Raw genomic sequence first — 18,370 nt, 5'->3', positions numbered from 1 at the left:
CTGCCTTCGGACTCTTTTCAAGCAGTGACTGCCTTCGGACTCCGTTCAAGCAGTGACGGCCTGCGACCCCTGACTCCATTCAGTCCGCCGGGGGGCTGGTTTTCGGTTCGACGACCCGACGCAGTTCCGCTCGCAACGTCGCCCACTTCGCTGCGATGAATCCCATGAGGATGCATGCGAACCCACCAACGGTCGCGAGTGTGACCTGCTGGTCAAGCACGAGCCAGCCGGCGAGCGCGGCGAACAGCGGAATCACGTACTCGATGAAGCTCATCTCGATAGGACCCAGCTGGTCAAGTAGCCGGAAGTACAGCAGGAAACCGCCGATACCGGCGACGACGGCCAAATACAGTAGCGCCGCAAACGCGGACAGCGTCCACGATGCGTCTGCAAACGACTGTCCGGGGAGCGCGAGCACGGTGACATGGAGGACAACGGCCCCGATAGCCATCAACCACGCCTGTGTGGCCAGAAACGACATCGACGGACTGGTGTCGTGCGTGACGACGGCCGGGATAGCAAACGCCAGCGCCGACGCGAACACGAGCGCGATCCCGATAGTGCTGCTGAGGAGATTCGCCGGGTCGGGGTCAGCGATGACGATGACGCCGACGAACCCGAGTACTACGCCGACACCGGTATTCGCGGTGAACGTGTCATCGCTGGACGCGAGCTTCGTCAGCGCGGGCGTCACGACGGGGACGAGACCGAGCAGGACGGCGGCGACAGCCCCGGTGACGTACTGCTGCCCGGTGAACAAGAATACGTGGTGGACTCCGATCATAAGCGCACCGCCGACGACGACGTACACGTAGTCATCGCGCGTTTGCGGTCGTTCTAGCGACCCTGTAACGGCTAACGCGGCGAACAGGAGGACGGAGGCGATGTCGAAGCGGGCGGCGGCGAACGGTACCGGCGGCAGGTCGGCGAGGCCGACGTCTGTCGCCATGAAGGCAGTACCCCAGATTGCAGCCAGGAGGAGAAAGCAACCGGTCGTTCGATAGCGACTCATTCAGTTGTCGGTCACCTCCCGACGGTAAAAGGGCCGTCGAAGCCCGTTGCAAATTGCTAGATGTTGCCACTGCGCCAGCGAACACTTGACGCAGAGCTGACGGCTACATCGGATCTGCCTGGATAATACCGGCCGGAGTCAGAACGTTACTTCGACAGTGAGCCAACTCTCACACCGAACGCTACGTCTCTTTGAGGACGGGTGTCTGGATATACTCTCTACTATCTGAACAAGGAAAAGATAATTTTGCAAGCATATATTGTAAATACACTGGAACAAAACACTCATTTGGAAATGTACACCCTCATTTGGAGATTACGAGGCTAAATTCTCGGGATGAGGTTTTGAACCTCTCGTATGTCCGCACTCTCTACGATTGTATCCGCTTCGTCGATTGCTGTCTCGGGAATGCGTTCGTCCGGGTCGAACAACACCGCGGTATCTGCCTCGACGAACGCCTCCGTATCAGTGTGTGAATCGCCGATATAGGTGATTGACGAAGGGTTCTGCTTGATTCGGATCTCTCTCAGTAGTTCTCCTTTCTGGTCGGGCCCGACACCGACATCGATACCCGAAATCCGGCCATCTTCGAACCGAAGCCAGTTTCCGCGAACGAACGCTGGCTCGTACTGCTCGAACTGCGTCGCGAGGTTTGCAACGCCGGCGCTGAGAATGCCGAATCGGATATCCGTATGCTGGAGGTGGTTGAGGAGGTCGACGGCACCCGCTTTCGGCTTGACGGCCCGGGTCGCACGGGTGATATCTGCTCTGGTGATATCGTTCGCACGCCACACGTCGACCGCGCCTCGACACCACTCCGCGAACGTAATCTGACCGGCCTCGAACCGCTCCATCAGTGTATCGGCCGCGGGTGTCGTTCCGTAGAGTGTGTGCAACAGCTCGAACCCACCCCGCTGTCGAGTGAGTGTCCCATCGAGGTCGAACACTACTAGATGCGACATACTACCGTTCCGCGATAACTTCTATCTCGACGTCGATGTCCACTGGTAGTTTAACTACCTCCACAGCGCTGCGAGCGGGATAGGGGGGTGACATGAGCTCACCGTACACTTCGTTCACCTCGTCGTAGTACCGCATATCCTTCACGAAAACCGTCGCTTTCACCACATCGTCGAGTGAAGCGTCACCGGCATCCAGAACAGCAGCTACGTTCCGGAGTGTGCGCCGAGTCTGTTCGGCGGGCGTGCCCTGGATTACCTCGCCGGTATCCGGGTCGACCGGTCCCTGACCGGAAACGTAAATGCGGTCACCGCTAGCGATTCCTTGCGAGTACGGGCCGATACTATCGGGGGCGTCGTCAGTTGTTAGTTCTTCCATGGGTCGTGAGTCAATTGGTTGTCGGCTGGTCGTCTGCGTCGTAGACTTCGTTGATGAACGATGTCGGCAGGCTCGTCGTCAATCCGCCGTCGAGCACCAGATTCTCACCGGTAACGAAACTCGACAGGTCGGAGGCAAGGAACAGGGTCGTATCTGCGACTTCCCGCGGTGTGCCGAACCGACCGAGTGGGTACTGGTCGAGCCAGCGCTCCCGTGCGCTCGTCTCACCGGTCCGTTCCTCCGTGTTTTCCATCTCTGCCCGCCTGTTCGCTGTTTCGATGGTCGCCGCCGAAATAACGTTCGAGCGGATTCCGTGCTGACCGTAGTGGGCGGCAATGTTCCGGGAGAGGGCCAGCAGTCCACTTTTCGCCTCGGAGTAGCCGGAGAGCCCGATACCGAACAGGCCGTTGACCGAGCCCATGTGGATTATCGACCCGCCGCCAGCGGCGACCATCGCCGGCAGTACCTCTTTGCTCAGGAGAAACTGGCTCTTCAGGTTCAGGTCGAGCATCGACTCGAAGGTGTCCTCGTCACACCGGTGCAACAGATTGGCGGACTCGTCTGCGCCGCCAGCGTTGTTCACGAGCACCCGAATGTCCCCGAACTCCTCGATGGTCGTGTCGACGAGGTCCTGTACCGCCGCCCGGTCTGTGACGTCACATTCGACCGGAACAACGCGGCCATCGTGTGTGTCGGTCAACTCCGTCGCAACCGCTTTGACGTCCTCGTAAGTGCGCGAGCAGACGACGACGTCGCCACCCGCTTCGGCGAACCGGGCCGCGATCTCGCGCCCGATACCTCGCGACGCTCCAGTCACAATGGCTGGCCGGTCCGCTAATGATAACTCTACCATGACACCGACACCCACGTAAGCTGCCCTCTTGAAAGTTGCTCTCCGCCGCTCATGTGATTCGATACTCCTCGACGGTGTCCACGTCGATACTGATGCCCAGACCGGGTCCCTCCGGGGCGGGGAGGCAGCCGTCGCTGACTTCGAACGGAGCCTCGATGACGTCTGCCTCCCAGCCGTAGTACGTCGAATCCGGGGGCAACGAAAAGCCCGGGATGCCGGTGAACGCGTGGAGGATCGCCGCGGTTCGAATCCCCAGATCGAACGCACAGTGGTGCGTAAAGGGAACACCGGCGTCTTCGAGGATGGCGGCCTGCTGTCGAATACCACTGATGCCGCCGGCCGGAGTCAGGTCGATAACGCCGACGTCCATCGCGCCGGCTTCGACGAGCGATTGCAGATTATGCGAGATGTACGTATCCTCGTTCGGCGCGATAGGCTGGCGGAGTCGTTGCCGGAGTCGGGCAAGCGACCTGTGTGAGTCGACTCGAATCGGCTGCTCCATGTACTGCAGGTAGATTCCAGCGTCTTCGAGCATCGCGCCGACCCGAACTGCTTGGTCGAGCGTCCAGCCCTGGTTCGGGTCGAGCCGGAACTCTAGCTGGCCGTCGACTTCATCGTGCATCGCTTTGATTCGCTCGACGTCCTGTCGCCAGTCCCGACCCGCCTTCGTTTTGAGGACAGTGAAGCCGGCTTCGAGCGCTTCTCGGGCCTTGATACGGGACTCCTCGGGCGAGAGGATACCAAGACAGAACGCAACGGGGACAGCCGTCGGTGCAGTACTGTTGCCATCGACTGTTTGCCGGTGTTGCTGAGTGCCCTGTGTCGGTGCCGTCCACCCGCCGAGAAGTTCGTATACCGGTCTGTCGAGGGCTTTGCCGACGATGTCCCAGCAGGCTGTTTCGACCGCCGCAAAGAACATATCTACGTTCGTGTACTCGACGAACACCTGTCGTCGGAGCCGCTCGATTTCGAACGGCGACTGGCCCTCGATCATCGGGCCAACGCCGTCTTCGATAATGGATTCAGTGGCCGCCGGTGACAGGAAGACGCGCATCTCTCCCCAACCGCTAATCCCCTCATCTGTGTCGACACGGACGAGCACGCGTTCCATCGAGTGTAGTTTCCCGTGATTTGTCACGTACGGCCCGATACCGAGATGTTCATCCAAGTCGGCCAACGGTACATCTACAGTGACCGCTGACACGCCGGTTATCTCCATGCATCCCTGTCGTTCGGGAACCGATATCAAAGTACCGCTTGCCCCTATCCGCGCACCGCGTCGACGGCGGTTCCGACCCACTCCAGTGACTGCTCCGGGAGCAGTCCGTAATTATAGAACGAGAGCCGCGGCACTCCCTTCGAGTTGAGGGTCTGTACGATATCGACAACGGTCGCCTCGTCGTGGATGGCTGGATGGCCCGGCAGGAGACCGACGTGGAGTGGCACGTCATCGACAACTGTCTCGACGGCGTCGTACGCCTCTATGACCGCTTCGCTCGTCGACTCGTAAGCCGGAAGGCAGTAGTAATCGACATGGTTCGAGAGTGCCTGCAGGTCGGCCCCGACGACCCATTCGCGGCCGGGTTCCGGTGCGCCGACGTAGTAGCCAAGCGGCGTCGTTCCAGCGGCGTCAGCCAGTCTGGCGTACAGTGACGACAGCGTCTGTTCGCGGACATCGACGTATGCGGCGACGGTTTCGTGCTCCGCGAGCCAGCCTTCCGGCGAACGGTCGTGTGCCACGTCCCCGGCGACGATATCGTCCAGCGCGCCGGCTACCGTTTCGCGTGCCCGTTCAGCATCGACGCCCGCGGCCTTCGCATTCTCGCGACAGTGCGGGCAGAAGCACAGCCCAAGCAAGAATTCGCCGAGTGTGCCCAACTGCGCGTGGATCTTCTGATGATGCCATCCAAAGCCCGTTCCGTAGAAGTAATCGAACGTTTCCAGTTCGATACGAGCGAACTCATCGCGGGCCGCCAGATCTGAGACCAGCGCCGAGAGATACGTCTGGACCGCGGGCTGGGAGGGACACAGGCCGAAGATCAGGTCGTCACCGTGTGCCGATTCCAGCGTGTATTCGGGGTTGGCCATCCCGAGCCGGGAGTTGTGGCAGCCGACTGTCCAGGAATTGAGTGAAAGCTCCGACAGGTCGGCGGCGATGTCGGCGACCCAGTCGCTGTCCATCTTCTCGTACGGAACTGGTTCGAGGTCGCCGTACTCCGGACCGGGCTCGAAATACGAACTCGCGCGGGCAAACAGCGTCCGTCGCTCCGGACTGTGCGGCGTGAACGCCTGCACAGTGTGATAGTTCGTCGCGAGGTTCAGCTCGTCGATGCCGATGTCACGCAGTCGCCGTTCCACCTCCGCTGGCCCTTCGTCCAGAAGGTCCCACGGGTACGCCCACATCGCGAATTCCATACGCGACCAACTATCGCGGCGATAATAAAAGTAGAGGCAGCTACTCTTTGACCGCGCCAGCCGTCATCCCTGCGACGATATACTCCTCCAAGAAGGCGAACAAAATCAAGAGTGGGATAATGCCGATAACAGACACAGTGAGCATCATCCGCCAGTCGGTCTGCAGCGCGCCGACCATCGAGAAGACCCCGCGCGGGATGTTGTACTTCGCACTGTCAGTGAGGAAGGTGAGCACGAAGAGTAGCCGGTTCCAGGCATAGAGGAAGGTGTAGGTGACACTGGCGACCAGCGCTGGCTTCGTGAGCGGGAGCACAATCTTCGTGAGGATTTGCAGTTGGCTCGCGCCGTCGATACGCGCAGATTCTTCGAGCGCGACGGGTATCGTCTTGAAATACCCGTACAGCATCCAGACGTTGAACGGGAGCGTGAACGCCGCCGCCGGGACGATCACAGCGAGATAGGTGTTGAACAGCCCCATCTGGGTGATAACGTCGAAAAGACCGACGATTAACACGACCGGTGCGAACATCTGGACGACCAGCACGGCGAGGAGGAAGGTCCGTTTCCCCACGAAGTCGTTCCGAGCACACGAGTACGCGGCCGGTATCGCTAACAGGAGCGTCAACACGACCGTCCCAACTGAGATGATGAAGCTGTTCCCGACCCAGAGCAACACGTCGGTCTGTGTCCAGACCTGCAGATACGCCTGGATGCTGGGGTCGCTGGGAACCAGCGTCGCTGGCGCAGCGAATATCTCCGACTCTGGCTTGAGAGTGCTTGAGAACATCGCGTAGAACGGCAACATCATGAGCCCGAGCAGTCCGATCAGCACGCCGTAGAGCCGGACTTTGCGGAGATTGCTCCGGTCGTGGCCTGCCATCGTCATAGCTCGTCACCCCCTCGCGTGTAGATGCGCAGGTAGATGATAGCGAAGACGAACAGGAACAGGAACCCGATGACGCTGTAGGCAGCTCCGCGCCCGAGGTTCCCGTTCTGGAGCCCCACCTGATAGATGTGGATGACGAGCGTCGCCGTCGAACTGATCGGGCCGCCGCCGGTCATTGTCCAGATGACGTCGAAACTGACGAACGTCCATATCGTCGACAGTAGCGTGGCAATCAGGACGACGCTCTTCAGCTGCGGGAGCGTGATGTACCGGAACTGATGCCACTTCTCGGCACCGTCGATGGCGGCTGCTTCGTACAGTTCCTGGGGTATCGACTGCAGGCCCGCGAGGAAGATAATCGCCATGAACGGTGTTCCGATCCAGATATCGGCTACGACGACGCCGAGCCACGCGATACTCGGGTTTCCGAGGATACCGATTCCCTGCTCGATGATGCCGAGTTTCAGCAGGATCGCGTTGAGATAGCCGAACTGCGGGTGCTCTATCCATCGGAACACTACAGCGGAGATAGCGTATGGAATCCCCCACGGAATGAGAAACGCCGTGCGGAAGAACTTCCGACCGCGGATGTCTCCCTTGAGGTGAACGGCGATGAGCAGTCCCAGCAGTGTCTTGCCCGCGACACCGGCGACGACCCAGCGACCGGTCTGCCAGAGCAGTCGGTAGAAGATGTCGCTGTTGAATATTTCGACGTAATGCTGGAGTCCCACGAACGTCTCGATGTTCGAGTCGGCCGGCGACTGGTACAGTGACAACCGAAACGTCTCGATGATCGGGTACCCGACGACGGCCAGCAGGAACACCGCTGCGGGGGCGATGAGAAGGTACGCCCGGCTGTTGCGCTGGACGTACGCCAATCCTCGTTCGAGACGTGAGTCGTCGGACGTCTCGGTGTATTCCTCTGCCAGACTCATCCCTGTCTGTCACTCCATGGCATCTTCGAGATCACTCTGTGCATCGTTGAGCGCCTTCTGCGGTGACTTCCGGTCCGCCAGTGCTTCCTGAATGGCTTGGACCATCCGGTCGTTGAACTCGCTGAAGTTACCGAGCTTCGGTCGGGCGCGGGCGTACTGCCCCGCCTCGACGAACGGTCCCCAGTTCTTCGACTCCGAGAAGTACGAGCGCTCCCCGACGGCTTCGACGACGGGGAGGAACCCTTTTTGCTTCGAGTACTGGAACCGTCGCTCCTCGTCGAAGTAGAACCGAATCAGGTCCCGGGCGAGGTCCTTGTGTTCGCTCTGACTCAGGATGGCGAGCGTGTCGATAGTGAAGAGGCTGTACCGACCTTCAGGGCCACGCGGTACCTGCACGATACCGTAATCGAAGTCGACGTCACCGTTTTCCTTCGCGGCGGTGATGTTGAGTCCCGTGTACACGTGCCCGATGACCATCCCGAGGTCACCGTTCTCGAACAGCTGTCGGATGTCCTGCCGAGTTGAGGAGAGTGGCGATGACTGCGTGACATTGTGTTCGAGATGAAGGTCGGTGTACAACGAGAGGGCATCAACAGCGCCACTGGAGTTCACGACTGGCATACCTTCGTCGTCGACGAGGTCCGCGCCGTGTGACCAGTGGTAGTGGTAGTACTGCGACCCGGTTTCGATTGCGTCGGCCCCTGCAAGTCCCAGCGCTGGTACGCTCGCATCACTGTCACGGATCTGCGTTGCGGCATCCAGCATATCCTGCCACGAATCGAGCGACGGGTCTTCGGGGTCGAGCCCAGCCGTCTCGAAGACGTCTTTGTTGTAGTACAGGCACTTGTTCGAGGCGGCCCACGGCACGCCGTAGTGAGAGCCGTTGTACATCGTTCCTTCGGCCACGCCGTCGTAGAACTGCTCACCGAACTCCCCGTCCATCATGTCGTCGAGCGGTTCGAGCGCGTCCTTGCCTACGAGCTGTGGGATCCAGCGCGCCGGCCACCGACTGACGTCGGGCGCCTCGCCGCCGTCGACACGGTTGTTCACGGTCTGGCGTGCGTTGTCCCACGTCACGCTGGTGAACTCTACGTCGACGTCGTGTTCGTCCTCGAAGGCCGCGTTGTTCTCCTCGAAGAACTGCTTGATGTTGTCTCCAACGCCCATCGTGAGGAACTGCACGCTCTGCGTACTGCCGTCGCCCCCGTCACCGCCGCTCCCACTGTCGCCGTCACCACCGTCACTGCCGCTCCCACCGTCGCCGCTACACCCGGCGATGGCGATGGCACCGCCTGCGCCGAGTGCTTGGAGAAGCTGTCGGCGGTCGATACTGTCCTCGACAGACCTGTCGTTGTTATCGGGCTGCATCATTAATGTCACCTACTTCCATGTACATAATTCTTTGTGTTCTGTGGCTCATTGGTCAGGAATTGCTCTCGTGAATCGCGGTCATGAGGGCCGCAAGTTCGTCGCCGATGACCGAGCGGATTCGTTCGCCTGTCTCGGCAGTCGCCTGCTTCGGCGTTCCGATGGCACCGGACGTGGAATACTCGTCGAAGGAACGATAAACGGCGACGTTGCCCCCGTCGAGCAGGTCCTGTCCACCCCATCTGTAGTGTTCGTCCATCGGTTCCCCGTCGCGGACCTCCGGGTCGCCCACGAGGTCCGGTCGGAGCGCAAGCATGAGGGACGTCTCGAACTCGCCGCCGTGGGCCATCCCCCCCGTCTCCGTCGTTCGGAGTTCCTCGATTCGATCCGACGCCAGGTGGAAGTACGTCGTTCCGAGTACTTCCGCATCGGTGTCGACGCCCACTGTACTCACGACGGCGTCGATGAGCGAACTGTTCCCGCCGTGGCCATTGACGAACAGCACCGCGTCGAATCCGTTCTGGATGCCAGCGTGTGCGATATCCTCAAGCGTTGCTCGTAAGTGTGCGAATTCGAGCGACAGGGTCCCACCGAACGACAGATGGTGTGGCGAGAACCCGCTCCAGATCGGCGGCGTCACGACGACAGGCACGTCGTCCAGACGCTCGACAGCAGTGTCGACCATCGCCTCGACCAGGAGTGTGTCGGTGACGACCGGGAGGTGGTTCCCGTGCTGTTCGACGCTTCCGACGGGAATAACGAGAACAGAGCCCGGCTGTTCGCCGACACCTCGGATCTGACTCGCCGTCATTCCAGCCCACTCGCTCTCTTTCCGACCGATAGTATCGTACAACATGTTACGCTGATTCTGTCCGCTGTAGCTGGTTCAGTTCCACTCGCTCGCCGTCGGGACCGAACAGATGCATATCTTCCGTATGAAATCCTAACGCGATTTCGTCGCCCCGTTCCGGGCGGTACTCGCTATCGACTCGGGCTACGACTTCTTTCGACCCGTCTGCTGTCTCCAGATAGAGGAAATTGTCCGAACCCATGGGTTCTACGACGTCCACGACCGTATCGATGTACGACCCGGCGTCCTCGGCGACGAAATCCTCCGGACGGACGCCTAGCGTGTACTCCCCATCCGGAATATCGACGTTGAGCGTAAACTCCACACCTGCTGAGTGGACCGCCGTACGTCCACCGCTATTTGTCACGCTCACCTCGAAGAAGTTCATCGACGGCGACCCGATGAATCCCGCGACAAATTTGTTGTTGGGCTCGTCGTAACAGCGTTCCGGCGGTGCGACCTGCTGGAGTTCACCCTGATTGAGAATCACGATCCGGTCGGCCATCGTCATCGCTTCCGTCTGATCGTGTGTGACGTAAATTGTCGTCACGTCAAGCTCTTCCTGAATCCGCTGGATCTCCGTACGCATCTGGGTCCGAAGCTTCGCATCGAGATTCGACAGCGGCTCGTCCATCAGAAACACCTCTGGGTCGCGGACGATAGCCCGCCCAAGCGCGACGCGCTGTTGCTGGCCACCCGAGAGTTGCTTCGGTAGGTCGTCCATGAGATCCGAAATCTCCAGTAGCTCGGCGGCCTCGGTTACCCGTTGCTCGATCTGATCATCGTACTCGCCTGACAGCCGAAGCCCGAAGGACATGTTATCGCGCACGGTCATGTGTGGGTACAGCGCGTAGCTCTGGAACACCATCGCAATGTTCCGGTCCTGTGGACGAACGTCGTTGACTACGTCCCCGCCGATAGCAATCTCACCGTCGGTGACTGTTTCGAGGCCGGCGATCATCCGAAGTGTGGTTGACTTGCCACACCCGGATGGTCCGACAACGACGACAAACTCTCCATCCTCGACGGCCAGAGAGAGGTCCTCAACTGCAAGGACGTTGTCGTCGTATACCTTGCTGACATTTGATAGTGTAACTTCGCTCATACCGAGTAGAAGAAGCATCGCAATCATCATTAATAAATGTTGGTAGTGCCGGCACAGTCAGGCAGACCGATCACATCGAAACCGGCAGCGCCTTGCGGAGCAACGCCCGGTATGACTGCGTAGCCGGCGGTTCTGAACCGAGGCCCAAACGTCACACCCGTACGTACGACCTCATTCCGTGATACAGAAGACGGAGCAGAGAACTACTACTTCGCGGAAAATGGGATCTCAGAGCGGTTCCAATTCCTTTCAACCAGATTGAAAGCCACTTGTTGCGCTCGTGTGGAACAGACGAATGTCACAAAGCGACGTTAGAGTAACTGTAACTGCTGAATTAGGGACTGGATCTTACGTCCCACATGCTCGTGTGGTATGTTGTCACTCTTCGCGAGTGACAAGGCCGAAGAAAATAACATCCGTACTCATGTTAGAATAGACAACATCGGTGGATAGTACCACTTTCCAACGTGATTGGAAACATTTTGGCTCTCGGCGGAATCTATTTCACTCTGCAAAAAAAAAAGCGCATCCATGGCCTCGCAAAACAACAAAACGATCAGTGCGGTTGAGACAACGCTGGATATTCTCGCCGCGCTCGAAAAACGTGAACCGGTCGGTCTTTCCGATCTCGCGTCTCATCTGGATATACCCACAAGCACTGTGTTTATTCACCTCAACACACTCGTCCAGCGTGACTACGTCGTCAAGGAATCCGGGCAGTATCGCCGGTCTTTCCGCTTTCTGGAGCTGGGGGGCAGCGTTCGGCAGAGACTAGACATCGGTCGACTGCTTCGCAATAAAGTTGAGGAACTCAGCAGAGAGACCGGTGAGATTGCTGGTGCCGGCATCGAAGAGAACGGCCAGCGGGTCATCCTCTACAGGAGTTCAGGCGGAAAGGCTGCGGGCGACGAAATCCCTATCGGGAATCACACCGAGATGCACTGGACATCGCTGGGCAAAGTTATTCTGGCGCATCTTCCGGTCGAAAAACGAAACGAAATCGTTGCCGACCATGGACTTCCGAAAGGGACTGATAACACGCTGTCATCCCGGTCCGATCTCGAAGCGGCCCTCAAGCGAGTCCGTGACCAGGGCTACGCGATAGACGACGAGGAGCATCTCAGGGGCGTTCGCGGTGTCGCCGTGCCGATATTCAACGACGAACAGGAGGTCATGGTCTCCCTCGGTATCACTGGGCCCAGAGATAGATTCACCTCTAGGTATATGGCAAATCTGTTAGAGATACTTCGATATACGAAAAACGAAATCGAAGTTCGAAGTCAGTACTACGAATACAGTACTATAGACGGATAGACGGATGGCCGACGTTGATAGACGTCGACCGCCCGGAGCCGGACCCGGATGGCGTCGTCGCTCAGGTCAATTCCTGCGGAGTCTGCCGGAGCGACTGGCAGGGCTGGGTCGGTAACTGGGACTGGTTCGACTACATATACAGACCACTGCCGCCCGCATCGCTCCCGTTACTCTCGAACTGGGCGGGAAGTCGCCGCTCGTTGTCTTTCCCGATGCGGACGTGGAAACGGCAGTCGACGCGGCCACGGCAGGCGTCTACTACAGCACCGGTGAGACCTGTGACGCATTGTCGCGGGCCATCGTCCACGAAGACATCCACGACGAGTTCGTCGACCGACTGATGACCCGGGCTGAATCGTTCACGCTTGGTGACCCCGCTTTGACTTGCCCGATGAAACACACTGTTCTGATTTGATAGCCAATCCTGGAGGCTCAATACAAATACTGAATTACGTATCACCTCTTGCGAGTATAAACATATCCAGCACAGTTCTTCTGAATATGCTCCGAACGAATACTGAGTTCAGACTGGTAGTTAGTATAAACGAAAAGATAGAACGAAAATTGGGAAATACCAGACCATACCTCTATGCTTGTACCTATACTATGGGTGAGTGTCTATATATCCGATTGCTTTCCTGCTTCTGTTTGGGTGTCGTGCCACGGGTTCCACGCTCGTGCTACGCCGCACTCGGCAACCACTCTGTTGTATCATCCGCTTCAGGCCCCATGGTTTCAATACGCTCTGTTATCTCATTCGGAAACAGTGACTCTCAGTCGCCACCGCACCTCACCAAGCAGTTTTTTCGGTGTTGTTCGGGAACTGCTCGCCAGACGCTCGCCACTCGAACTGACTGAGCTTCTCACTTCTATAGTAACAATTGAAACGATGTACACACTGATCGCACTGCCGCCGTGCGATCAGGTGTGCATTGATTTTCAATGGCTACTATAGCTCCGGTGCCGACTACGACAGTACGATGACCGAACGCTCATCCCCGCCAGAATGACACCACAGGCTACTGATTCCGATATTTCGGACACCGCTGCTGAGACACCTGTTCGAACAGCCGATTCGACGTGGTGGCTTGTAGCGGGTGCAAGCCTCATCTCGTTGGGACTGGCTGCCTACGAGATCGTCCCTGCAAGCGTGACACCACTCATTCAGGAGTCACTACAGGTCGGGCCGACAGCCGCCGGCCTCCTGGTCGGGGTCATGTTCGGCACCGCTGTCGTCGTCAGTCTCCCTGTCGGGGCTGTGCTGGACCGGACCGATTCGAGGACCGCGATGGCACTTGCGGTGGGCACGTTAGTCATCGCCGGGACGTGGGGCTGGCTAGCCGGTCGGCGTGGCCAGTACCAATCAATCCTCGCGTCGCGTGCACTGGGAGGAGCTGCGTATGTCATCGTCTGGAACGCCGGTATCGACATGGTGAGCCGGGCCGTCGACGGCTCCAACCGTGCGACAGCAGTCGGCATCTTCACTGCCAGTGGGCCGGTCGGCTTCGCACTCGGACAGGGAACGGGGCCGCTCATCGCCCAGCGGTTCGGCTGGCCGGCTGTCTTTCTGGCATTCATTGGCCCCGCCCTCGCGGGCTTGGCCGTCTTCTGGCCGGCGAGCCGCGGGCACGGCGGGAGCCGCGGCGATGCCCCGTCCCTGCAGGAATTCGGGGCAGTGCTCCGGAGCCGGAACGTCTGGCTCGTCGGTGTCCTCGGCTTCCTCGGCTACGCGCTGTACCTGTTCGTGAATAGCTGGGGCTCGTCGTACCTCACGCAAGGACTGGACTTCTCCCTGGCCGTAAGCGGACTCGTCGTTGCCGTGTTCCCCGCCGTTGGTGTGGTCTCTCGAATCAGCGGCGGGCTCATCTCGGACCGGGTCTTCAACGGCAGACGGCGACCGGTCGTGTTGTCGTCCTTCGGCCTTGCTGCGCCGCTTCTCCTCGGGTTTACGCAGTTTCGCTCGTTGCCACTGCTTGTTGCCGTCCTCCTGCTGATCGGGTTTGCGGTCCAACTGACGCTTGGCCTCTCGTTTACGTATGTTCGAGAGCTCGTTGATCCGCCCGTCGCTGCGACGGCGGTCGCGTTCCAGACCAGTATCGGCCTGGCAGGGGCATTTGTTGCACCGATCGCTGGTGGAGCCGTAGTAAACAGCGTCGGATTTGAGCCGGCGTTTTTATTGGCTGGCACGGTTGCTGTCGCCGGTATCATCGTCGCCTGGCAGGCCCCAGAACCGGAACGCCAGTAGGGTAGTACGGACGCAGTTCAGACTATGGCGACGGAATGCTGAGCCCAGATTCGCACCGTCTTCGGACAAACTGATTTGATGATGGTCTGTATATTGCGAACGAATGCCAGCCGAATCGTTCACACTCGCGGCCGCGCAGGTAGAGCCAGTCTACCACGACAAGGAGGGAACGCTGGACAAGACATGCCGGTATATCGAGCAGGCGGGACGGGACGGTGCAGACATCGTGGTCTTCCCGGAGACGTACTTCCCGGGGTACCCATACTGGCGAGGTAGCGTCTCTATCTCCAGATGGACCGACCTGATGGTGGACCTCCAGAAGAACAGTCTCCACGTCGACGACGAGGCTATCGAGGTACTCGGTGAGGCAGTCGCGGAGGCGGACCTCACACTCGTGCTGGGCACGAACGAAGTCAGTGACCGGCAGGGAAGCGAGACGCTCTACAATTCGCTGTTTTACTTCGACAGTACGGGGGAGCTGATGGGTCGACACCGGAAACTGATGCCGACCCACGAGGAGCGAGCCATCTGGGGCCGGGGCGACCCATCCAGCCTGGCCACGTATGAGACGGATGTCGGTTGGCTCGGCGGTCTCATCTGCTACGAGAACCACATGACGCTCTCGAAAGCGGCGCTGACCGCAATGGGCGAGGAGATACACGCCGCCGTCTGGCCCGGCTTCTGGGAACAACACGGTCATCCAGGGGACAAGACTCGAGCGGAGACGAGCGAGGCCGTGGATACCTGTGATATCTATCCCGCCATGCGGGAGTACGCCTTCGAAACCCAGTCGTTCGTCGCTGCGTGCTCGGCGTACATGAGCGACGCTGTTCCAGACGGTTTCTCTGAGGACGAACTCGGGTTCAACGTCGCCGCGGGCGGGAGTATGCTCATCAACCCGGCGGGGATTGTCAAGGCTGGTCCGCTGGTCGGTGAGGAGGGGCTCCTGACTGCCGAGTTCTAGGACGACGAACGGCGGGCGACAAAGGCGTACTTCGATGCGATGGGTCACTACACCCGCTGGGACGCAGTGAGCCTGTCTATCAACGACGAAACGTTGGCGCCCTCACAGCCGCGAGAACCAAGCAAAAATCCGGTCGCCGGAACCAGTTCACTCTCGGCAGCACAGGCACAAGCGGTCGCCGACGAGTACGACGTTCCTGTCGAGGCTGTCGAAGCGGTCGCTGATAAACTGACCGACTGACCACGATTAGTTATAGTAGCCATTGAAAATCAATGCACACCTGATTGCACGGCGGCAGTGCGATCAGTGTGTACATCGTTTCAATTGTTACTATAGGTACCCTCAAATAAACCACACATGCTACGCGGCTGAGTTACTTATTGTAACTGTCCGGAATCAGCACGACGCCGTGGAAGTCGAAGAGGTCGGAAACAGCCGCCTCGATACGACCGAAGTTCGGCGGTAGCGCGACTGCCGGTAGATAGAAATCGTCGTTTGAGAACTCGCTATCCGCGGTGGATTGGTTTTGTGGTTCACTCATGTCAATACAATATACTGGGTACAGCCTTCTAAGCTCATTGTAGGATAATTACGGGTATTTATTACGCACAATTATAAACGATTGTTAATACACATTCCGATAGAGACGTGTGCTACTCGCCGAATTGGCTGGTTCAATGACACATGTCTTCTGAGTTGTTTCTCGTTACTTCGTCGCTTAGACTGCGTCCGGAGACTCGTTCTCATTGGTGAAAACACAGTCTCGCTAACACGATCGGGGCCATTTGGGACGGCAGTCAGCTTTTTATTTTTGCCCTCGTGTGTGCACCTGTGCATGTAAACATTGACGTGGAGACCCCGCGTACATACAGCAGTTCACAGATGATGCCACTCCGTTGTCGAACTGGTATTCGTCTTTGACGCTTCGATTGTAATCTCCGTACCTAAAATGTCAATAACGACGAAAATACACATTGAACACGAACGCCTCGCTCTGGTTCCAACGTTACAGAACCTCGAAGACATAGCGATACGTGTCATCACACAGGGGAATACCGATCCGGGCTCCACTGTGTTTCCGTTCCTCATCGAGTATCGTGACAGAGACCGACTCGAAGAGATGCTCGATGCCGATCCGACAGTCCAGAGCTACGAACTCGTCGACTGGACCGACCAGACCGGCATATACTACATCGAACACACCCCCGAAACGAAACTCATCAGCTCAGTCGTCACGGATGTCAATGGATTTCTCGTCCATACCGAAACGAAGGGCAACGGATGGCTCGTCCGACTCCTCCTCCCCGACCGAGAGGCACTCAACACGATCTGGGAATATGCCAACGAGAACGACATCTCGCTCGATATCATCGAAATCTACGGAAACACGGACACTGGCGGTGAGTCGTCATACGGATTGACCGATGAACAGCGGACCGCGCTGACAACCGCATACGAAAACGGTTATTTCGGAGAACCCAGGGATATCTCCTTGAACGAAGTCGCAGACGAAATCGGATTGTCCTCGACAGCGATGAGCGGCCGTCTCCGGCGGGGTATGCGGAACCTCATTGCAGCAACAATAATCGACAGAAAGGAGTGAGTCCACAGTTCCGCCACTGGGAGCGCTCGGAAGGCGTTCCAATCGTTTTACCGATTTAAACCAACTCTCGTGACATCGAACCGCATTTGAAACTGTATCCTGGTGTATGTGAACAAAAATATCGAAAATAGAGTCATTGATGCAGATACTGGACCTATCTAACCGTGGTGTTTACTCGGATCGCCCGCTCGAATCCTTTTGACGGTAGACCGGTCGCAATGCTTTCGCGTCTTTGTTGTATCCCAACCACACGCTCAACGCTGTTGCGGCGAAGACAAGATACACGGGGAACAAGAGAACAAGTGCGTATCCAGCAAACACCGGTGTCAGGACGTCTAGCCAGTACAGTGTCGCAATCCCGGCGAGTCCACCGACCGCGCTCGCGATAATTCCCAGGCGAAACGCCTGAGCAGCGGCGGGACCGGGCGACAGGTGAATCGTATCCATACGGCGTTTTATATGGCTGGTACCTCATAAGTCGCGCGCGAGATACGCTATCAAGGTCCGGGCTAGCATTGGTGTGGCGACATCCAACTGATTCAGATCCAAACGGCAGGATTCCAGTTCCAGAATACGACTTGCTGTCACTTGAAACAATGTCCGTATAGTAGCCATTGAAAATCAATGCACACCTGATCGCACGGCGGCAGTGCGATCAGTGTGTACACCGTTTCAATTGTTACTATAGCTCGGGCAGCGGATTTGATGCGTCGGTTTCGAGCGGTGGCCTCGCTCGTCGGTGGGACGGACTTATTACCAGCAGCCCGACAAAGAGGTACGTATGAAACTCTCGCTGATCGCCGCTGTTGCGACTAACGGCGTGATCGGTGCCGGCGGCGACATTCCGTGGCAGTATCCCGAGGATCTGATACATTTCAAACAGACGACTATCGGTCATCCGGTGATTATGGGCCGGCGTACCTTTGAGAGCATCCGCCGTGATCTCGACGGCCCACTCCCGGAGCGATTGAACATTGTTCTGACTACGACGCCGCGTCACCTTCCTGACAGTGTCACGGCTGTCACCTCGACGACGGCGGCGTTGACCGAAGCGGCCAACAGCGGCGCATCTACGACGTATGTCATTGGCGGCGCTACTGTGTACGAGCAGTTTCTCCCAAAGGCCGACGAGCTAATCCTCACCGAACTAACGGCAACATTCGACGGCGATACGGTCTTCCCGACCGTCGATTGGTCGTGCTGGTCCGAGACGGAACGAACGACACACAGCGACTTCGACATCGTCAAATACACCCGAGCCAGCAGTGACTCGGACTGATATCTGTCCGAACAGTCACACCAACCGCTCGGTCGTGTTCCGTGCCGGTCGTTTCGTACTACAGCTACCAGTTTCAGCCGAGTAGCGAGATACCAGATACTGTTGAATATTCATGTTCTGGGGCTGTTAAACAACGGTTTTGAGTGTCGAAATTGCCCGCAAAGTCCCTCCCGCATATAAACCCCAGAAGCAAGTAACAATAT

The 18,370-nt window shown here is 58.2% G+C and carries 19 protein-coding genes and 1 pseudogene; 7 read left to right on the top strand and 13 right to left on the bottom strand.

The annotated features are described in order from the left end of the window. Positions 1-79: 79 nt before the first annotated feature. The 11 genes from HAH_RS18380 to HAH_RS18330 form a co-directional block, all read right to left on the bottom strand. Positions 80-1,012, bottom strand: a complete 933-nt coding sequence (locus HAH_RS18380; protein ID WP_014031209.1) for a DMT family transporter — start codon at positions 1,010-1,012, stop codon at positions 80-82. Between the two features lie 323 nt (positions 1,013-1,335). Next, positions 1,336-1,974, bottom strand: a complete 639-nt coding sequence (locus HAH_RS18375) for an HAD family hydrolase (protein WP_044952822.1) — start codon at positions 1,972-1,974, stop codon at positions 1,336-1,338. Between the two features lies 1 nt (position 1,975). After that, positions 1,976-2,350, bottom strand: a complete 375-nt coding sequence (locus HAH_RS18370; protein WP_014031207.1) for a Rid family detoxifying hydrolase — start codon at positions 2,348-2,350, stop codon at positions 1,976-1,978. Between the two features lie 10 nt (positions 2,351-2,360). Continuing rightward, the gene (locus tag HAH_RS18365; protein ID WP_044952820.1) at positions 2,361-3,203 is read right to left on the bottom strand and encodes an SDR family NAD(P)-dependent oxidoreductase; all 843 of its coding nucleotides are present in this window, start codon (positions 3,201-3,203) and stop codon (positions 2,361-2,363) included. Between the two features lie 49 nt (positions 3,204-3,252). Beyond that, positions 3,253-4,422: a mandelate racemase/muconate lactonizing enzyme family protein gene (locus HAH_RS18360; RefSeq protein WP_014031205.1), complete on the bottom strand. Its 1,170-nt coding sequence runs from the start codon at positions 4,420-4,422 to the stop codon at positions 3,253-3,255. 44 nt (positions 4,423-4,466) lie between these two features. Further along, positions 4,467-5,618 carry a hypothetical protein gene (locus HAH_RS18355; protein ID WP_014031204.1) on the bottom strand — a complete coding sequence of 384 codons (1,152 nt, stop codon included), beginning with the start codon at positions 5,616-5,618 and terminating at the stop codon, positions 4,467-4,469. A 40-nt stretch (positions 5,619-5,658) separates the two neighbouring features. Continuing rightward, the gene (locus HAH_RS18350; RefSeq protein WP_014031203.1) at positions 5,659-6,504 is read right to left on the bottom strand and encodes a carbohydrate ABC transporter permease; all 846 of its coding nucleotides are present in this window, start codon (positions 6,502-6,504) and stop codon (positions 5,659-5,661) included. Then, positions 6,501-7,439 (bottom strand): carbohydrate ABC transporter permease, encoded by a 939-nt coding sequence (locus HAH_RS18345; RefSeq protein ID WP_014031202.1) that lies wholly within the window; start codon positions 7,437-7,439, stop codon positions 6,501-6,503. Before HAH_RS18345 ends, HAH_RS18350 begins: the two co-directional genes overlap by 4 nt. Before the next feature lie 9 nt (positions 7,440-7,448). Next, a complete protein-coding gene (locus tag HAH_RS18340) occupies positions 7,449-8,807 on the bottom strand; it encodes an ABC transporter substrate-binding protein (protein WP_014031201.1) in 1,359 nt (452 codons plus the stop codon). A 55-nt stretch (positions 8,808-8,862) separates the two neighbouring features. Beyond that, positions 8,863-9,663 carry a creatininase family protein gene (locus HAH_RS18335; protein ID WP_014031200.1) on the bottom strand — a complete coding sequence of 267 codons (801 nt, stop codon included), beginning with the start codon at positions 9,661-9,663 and terminating at the stop codon, positions 8,863-8,865. Between the two features lies 1 nt (position 9,664). Beyond that, on the bottom strand, positions 9,665-10,762 hold the full coding sequence (locus HAH_RS18330; RefSeq protein WP_044952877.1) for an ABC transporter ATP-binding protein: 1,098 nt from the start codon (positions 10,760-10,762) through the stop codon (positions 9,665-9,667). 531 nt (positions 10,763-11,293) lie between these two features. Between HAH_RS18330 and HAH_RS18325 the strand changes: the two genes are divergently transcribed. The 5 genes and pseudogenes from HAH_RS18325 to HAH_RS20230 all read left to right on the top strand — a co-directional run bounded on the left by HAH_RS18325 (position 11,294) and on the right by HAH_RS20230 (position 15,525). Further along, complete coding sequence (locus HAH_RS18325; protein ID WP_014031198.1) at positions 11,294-12,076, top strand: IclR family transcriptional regulator; 783 nt, start codon at positions 11,294-11,296, stop codon at positions 12,074-12,076. A gap of 136 nt (positions 12,077-12,212) precedes the next feature. Beyond that, positions 12,213-12,452: pseudogene (locus HAH_RS19405) on the top strand (aldehyde dehydrogenase family protein); the annotation flags it as partial. A 630-nt stretch (positions 12,453-13,082) separates the two neighbouring features. Then, positions 13,083-14,321 (top strand): MFS transporter, encoded by a 1,239-nt coding sequence (locus HAH_RS18315; protein WP_014031196.1) that lies wholly within the window; start codon positions 13,083-13,085, stop codon positions 14,319-14,321. 103 nt (positions 14,322-14,424) lie between these two features. Beyond that, positions 14,425-15,285, top strand: a complete 861-nt coding sequence (locus HAH_RS18310; RefSeq protein WP_014031195.1) for a carbon-nitrogen hydrolase family protein — start codon at positions 14,425-14,427, stop codon at positions 15,283-15,285. Between the two features lie 39 nt (positions 15,286-15,324). Next, a complete protein-coding gene (locus tag HAH_RS20230) occupies positions 15,325-15,525 on the top strand; it encodes a hypothetical protein (protein ID WP_014031194.1) in 201 nt (66 codons plus the stop codon). A gap of 133 nt (positions 15,526-15,658) precedes the next feature. Here HAH_RS20230 and HAH_RS20075 read toward each other — a convergent pair whose 3' ends face one another. After that, positions 15,659-15,826, bottom strand: coding sequence for a hypothetical protein (locus HAH_RS20075; protein WP_014031193.1), 168 nt, complete (start codon positions 15,824-15,826; stop codon positions 15,659-15,661). A 408-nt stretch (positions 15,827-16,234) separates the two neighbouring features. On the opposite strand from HAH_RS20075, the gene HAH_RS18305 reads away from it, so the two are divergent. After that, positions 16,235-16,888, top strand: a complete 654-nt coding sequence (locus tag HAH_RS18305) for a helix-turn-helix domain-containing protein (protein ID WP_014031192.1) — start codon at positions 16,235-16,237, stop codon at positions 16,886-16,888. Between the two features lie 171 nt (positions 16,889-17,059). Here HAH_RS18305 and HAH_RS20225 read toward each other — a convergent pair whose 3' ends face one another. Next, positions 17,060-17,335 (bottom strand): hypothetical protein, encoded by a 276-nt coding sequence (locus HAH_RS20225; protein ID WP_014031191.1) that lies wholly within the window; start codon positions 17,333-17,335, stop codon positions 17,060-17,062. 334 nt (positions 17,336-17,669) lie between these two features. Here HAH_RS20225 and HAH_RS18295 point away from each other — a divergent pair, with 334 nt between their 5' ends. Continuing rightward, positions 17,670-18,167: a dihydrofolate reductase gene (locus tag HAH_RS18295; protein WP_014031190.1), complete on the top strand. Its 498-nt coding sequence runs from the start codon at positions 17,670-17,672 to the stop codon at positions 18,165-18,167. The last annotated feature ends 203 nt before the right edge of the window (positions 18,168-18,370 follow it).

The sequence above is a fragment of the Haloarcula hispanica ATCC 33960 genome, from assembly GCF_000223905.1.
Lineage (GTDB): Archaea > Halobacteriota > Halobacteria > Halobacteriales > Haloarculaceae > Haloarcula > Haloarcula hispanica.
Note: the sequence above shows the minus strand (reverse complement) of the source record. Positions and strands in the feature narration are given on the sequence as shown.

Coding starts and splice junctions, on each gene's coding strand:
- HAH_RS18360 (WP_014031205.1), bottom strand. CDS start 4,422: ATGGAGATAACCGGCGTGTCAGCGGTCACTGTAGATGTACCGTTGGCC.
- HAH_RS18375 (WP_044952822.1), bottom strand. CDS start 1,974: ATGTCGCATCTAGTAGTGTTCGACCTCGATGGGACACTCACTCGACAG.
- HAH_RS18335 (WP_014031200.1), bottom strand. CDS start 9,663: ATGTTGTACGATACTATCGGTCGGAAAGAGAGCGAGTGGGCTGGAATG.
- HAH_RS18345 (WP_014031202.1), bottom strand. CDS start 7,439: ATGAGTCTGGCAGAGGAATACACCGAGACGTCCGACGACTCACGTCTC.
- HAH_RS18355 (WP_014031204.1), bottom strand. CDS start 5,618: ATGGAATTCGCGATGTGGGCGTACCCGTGGGACCTTCTGGACGAAGGG.
- HAH_RS18310 (WP_014031195.1), top strand. CDS start 14,425: ATGCCAGCCGAATCGTTCACACTCGCGGCCGCGCAGGTAGAGCCAGTC.
- HAH_RS20225 (WP_014031191.1), bottom strand. CDS start 17,335: ATGGATACGATTCACCTGTCGCCCGGTCCCGCCGCTGCTCAGGCGTTT.
- HAH_RS18325 (WP_014031198.1), top strand. CDS start 11,294: ATGGCCTCGCAAAACAACAAAACGATCAGTGCGGTTGAGACAACGCTG.
- HAH_RS20075 (WP_014031193.1), bottom strand. CDS start 15,826: ATGAGTGAACCACAAAACCAATCCACCGCGGATAGCGAGTTCTCAAAC.
- HAH_RS18305 (WP_014031192.1), top strand. CDS start 16,235: ATGTCAATAACGACGAAAATACACATTGAACACGAACGCCTCGCTCTG.
- HAH_RS18315 (WP_014031196.1), top strand. CDS start 13,083: ATGACACCACAGGCTACTGATTCCGATATTTCGGACACCGCTGCTGAG.
- HAH_RS18380 (WP_014031209.1), bottom strand. CDS start 1,012: ATGAGTCGCTATCGAACGACCGGTTGCTTTCTCCTCCTGGCTGCAATC.
- HAH_RS18330 (WP_044952877.1), bottom strand. CDS start 10,762: ATGAGCGAAGTTACACTATCAAATGTCAGCAAGGTATACGACGACAAC.
- HAH_RS18350 (WP_014031203.1), bottom strand. CDS start 6,504: ATGACGATGGCAGGCCACGACCGGAGCAATCTCCGCAAAGTCCGGCTC.
- HAH_RS18340 (WP_014031201.1), bottom strand. CDS start 8,807: ATGCAGCCCGATAACAACGACAGGTCTGTCGAGGACAGTATCGACCGC.
- HAH_RS18365 (WP_044952820.1), bottom strand. CDS start 3,203: ATGGTAGAGTTATCATTAGCGGACCGGCCAGCCATTGTGACTGGAGCG.
- HAH_RS18370 (WP_014031207.1), bottom strand. CDS start 2,350: ATGGAAGAACTAACAACTGACGACGCCCCCGATAGTATCGGCCCGTAC.
- HAH_RS18295 (WP_014031190.1), top strand. CDS start 17,670: ATGAAACTCTCGCTGATCGCCGCTGTTGCGACTAACGGCGTGATCGGT.
- HAH_RS20230 (WP_014031194.1), top strand. CDS start 15,325: ATGGGTCACTACACCCGCTGGGACGCAGTGAGCCTGTCTATCAACGAC.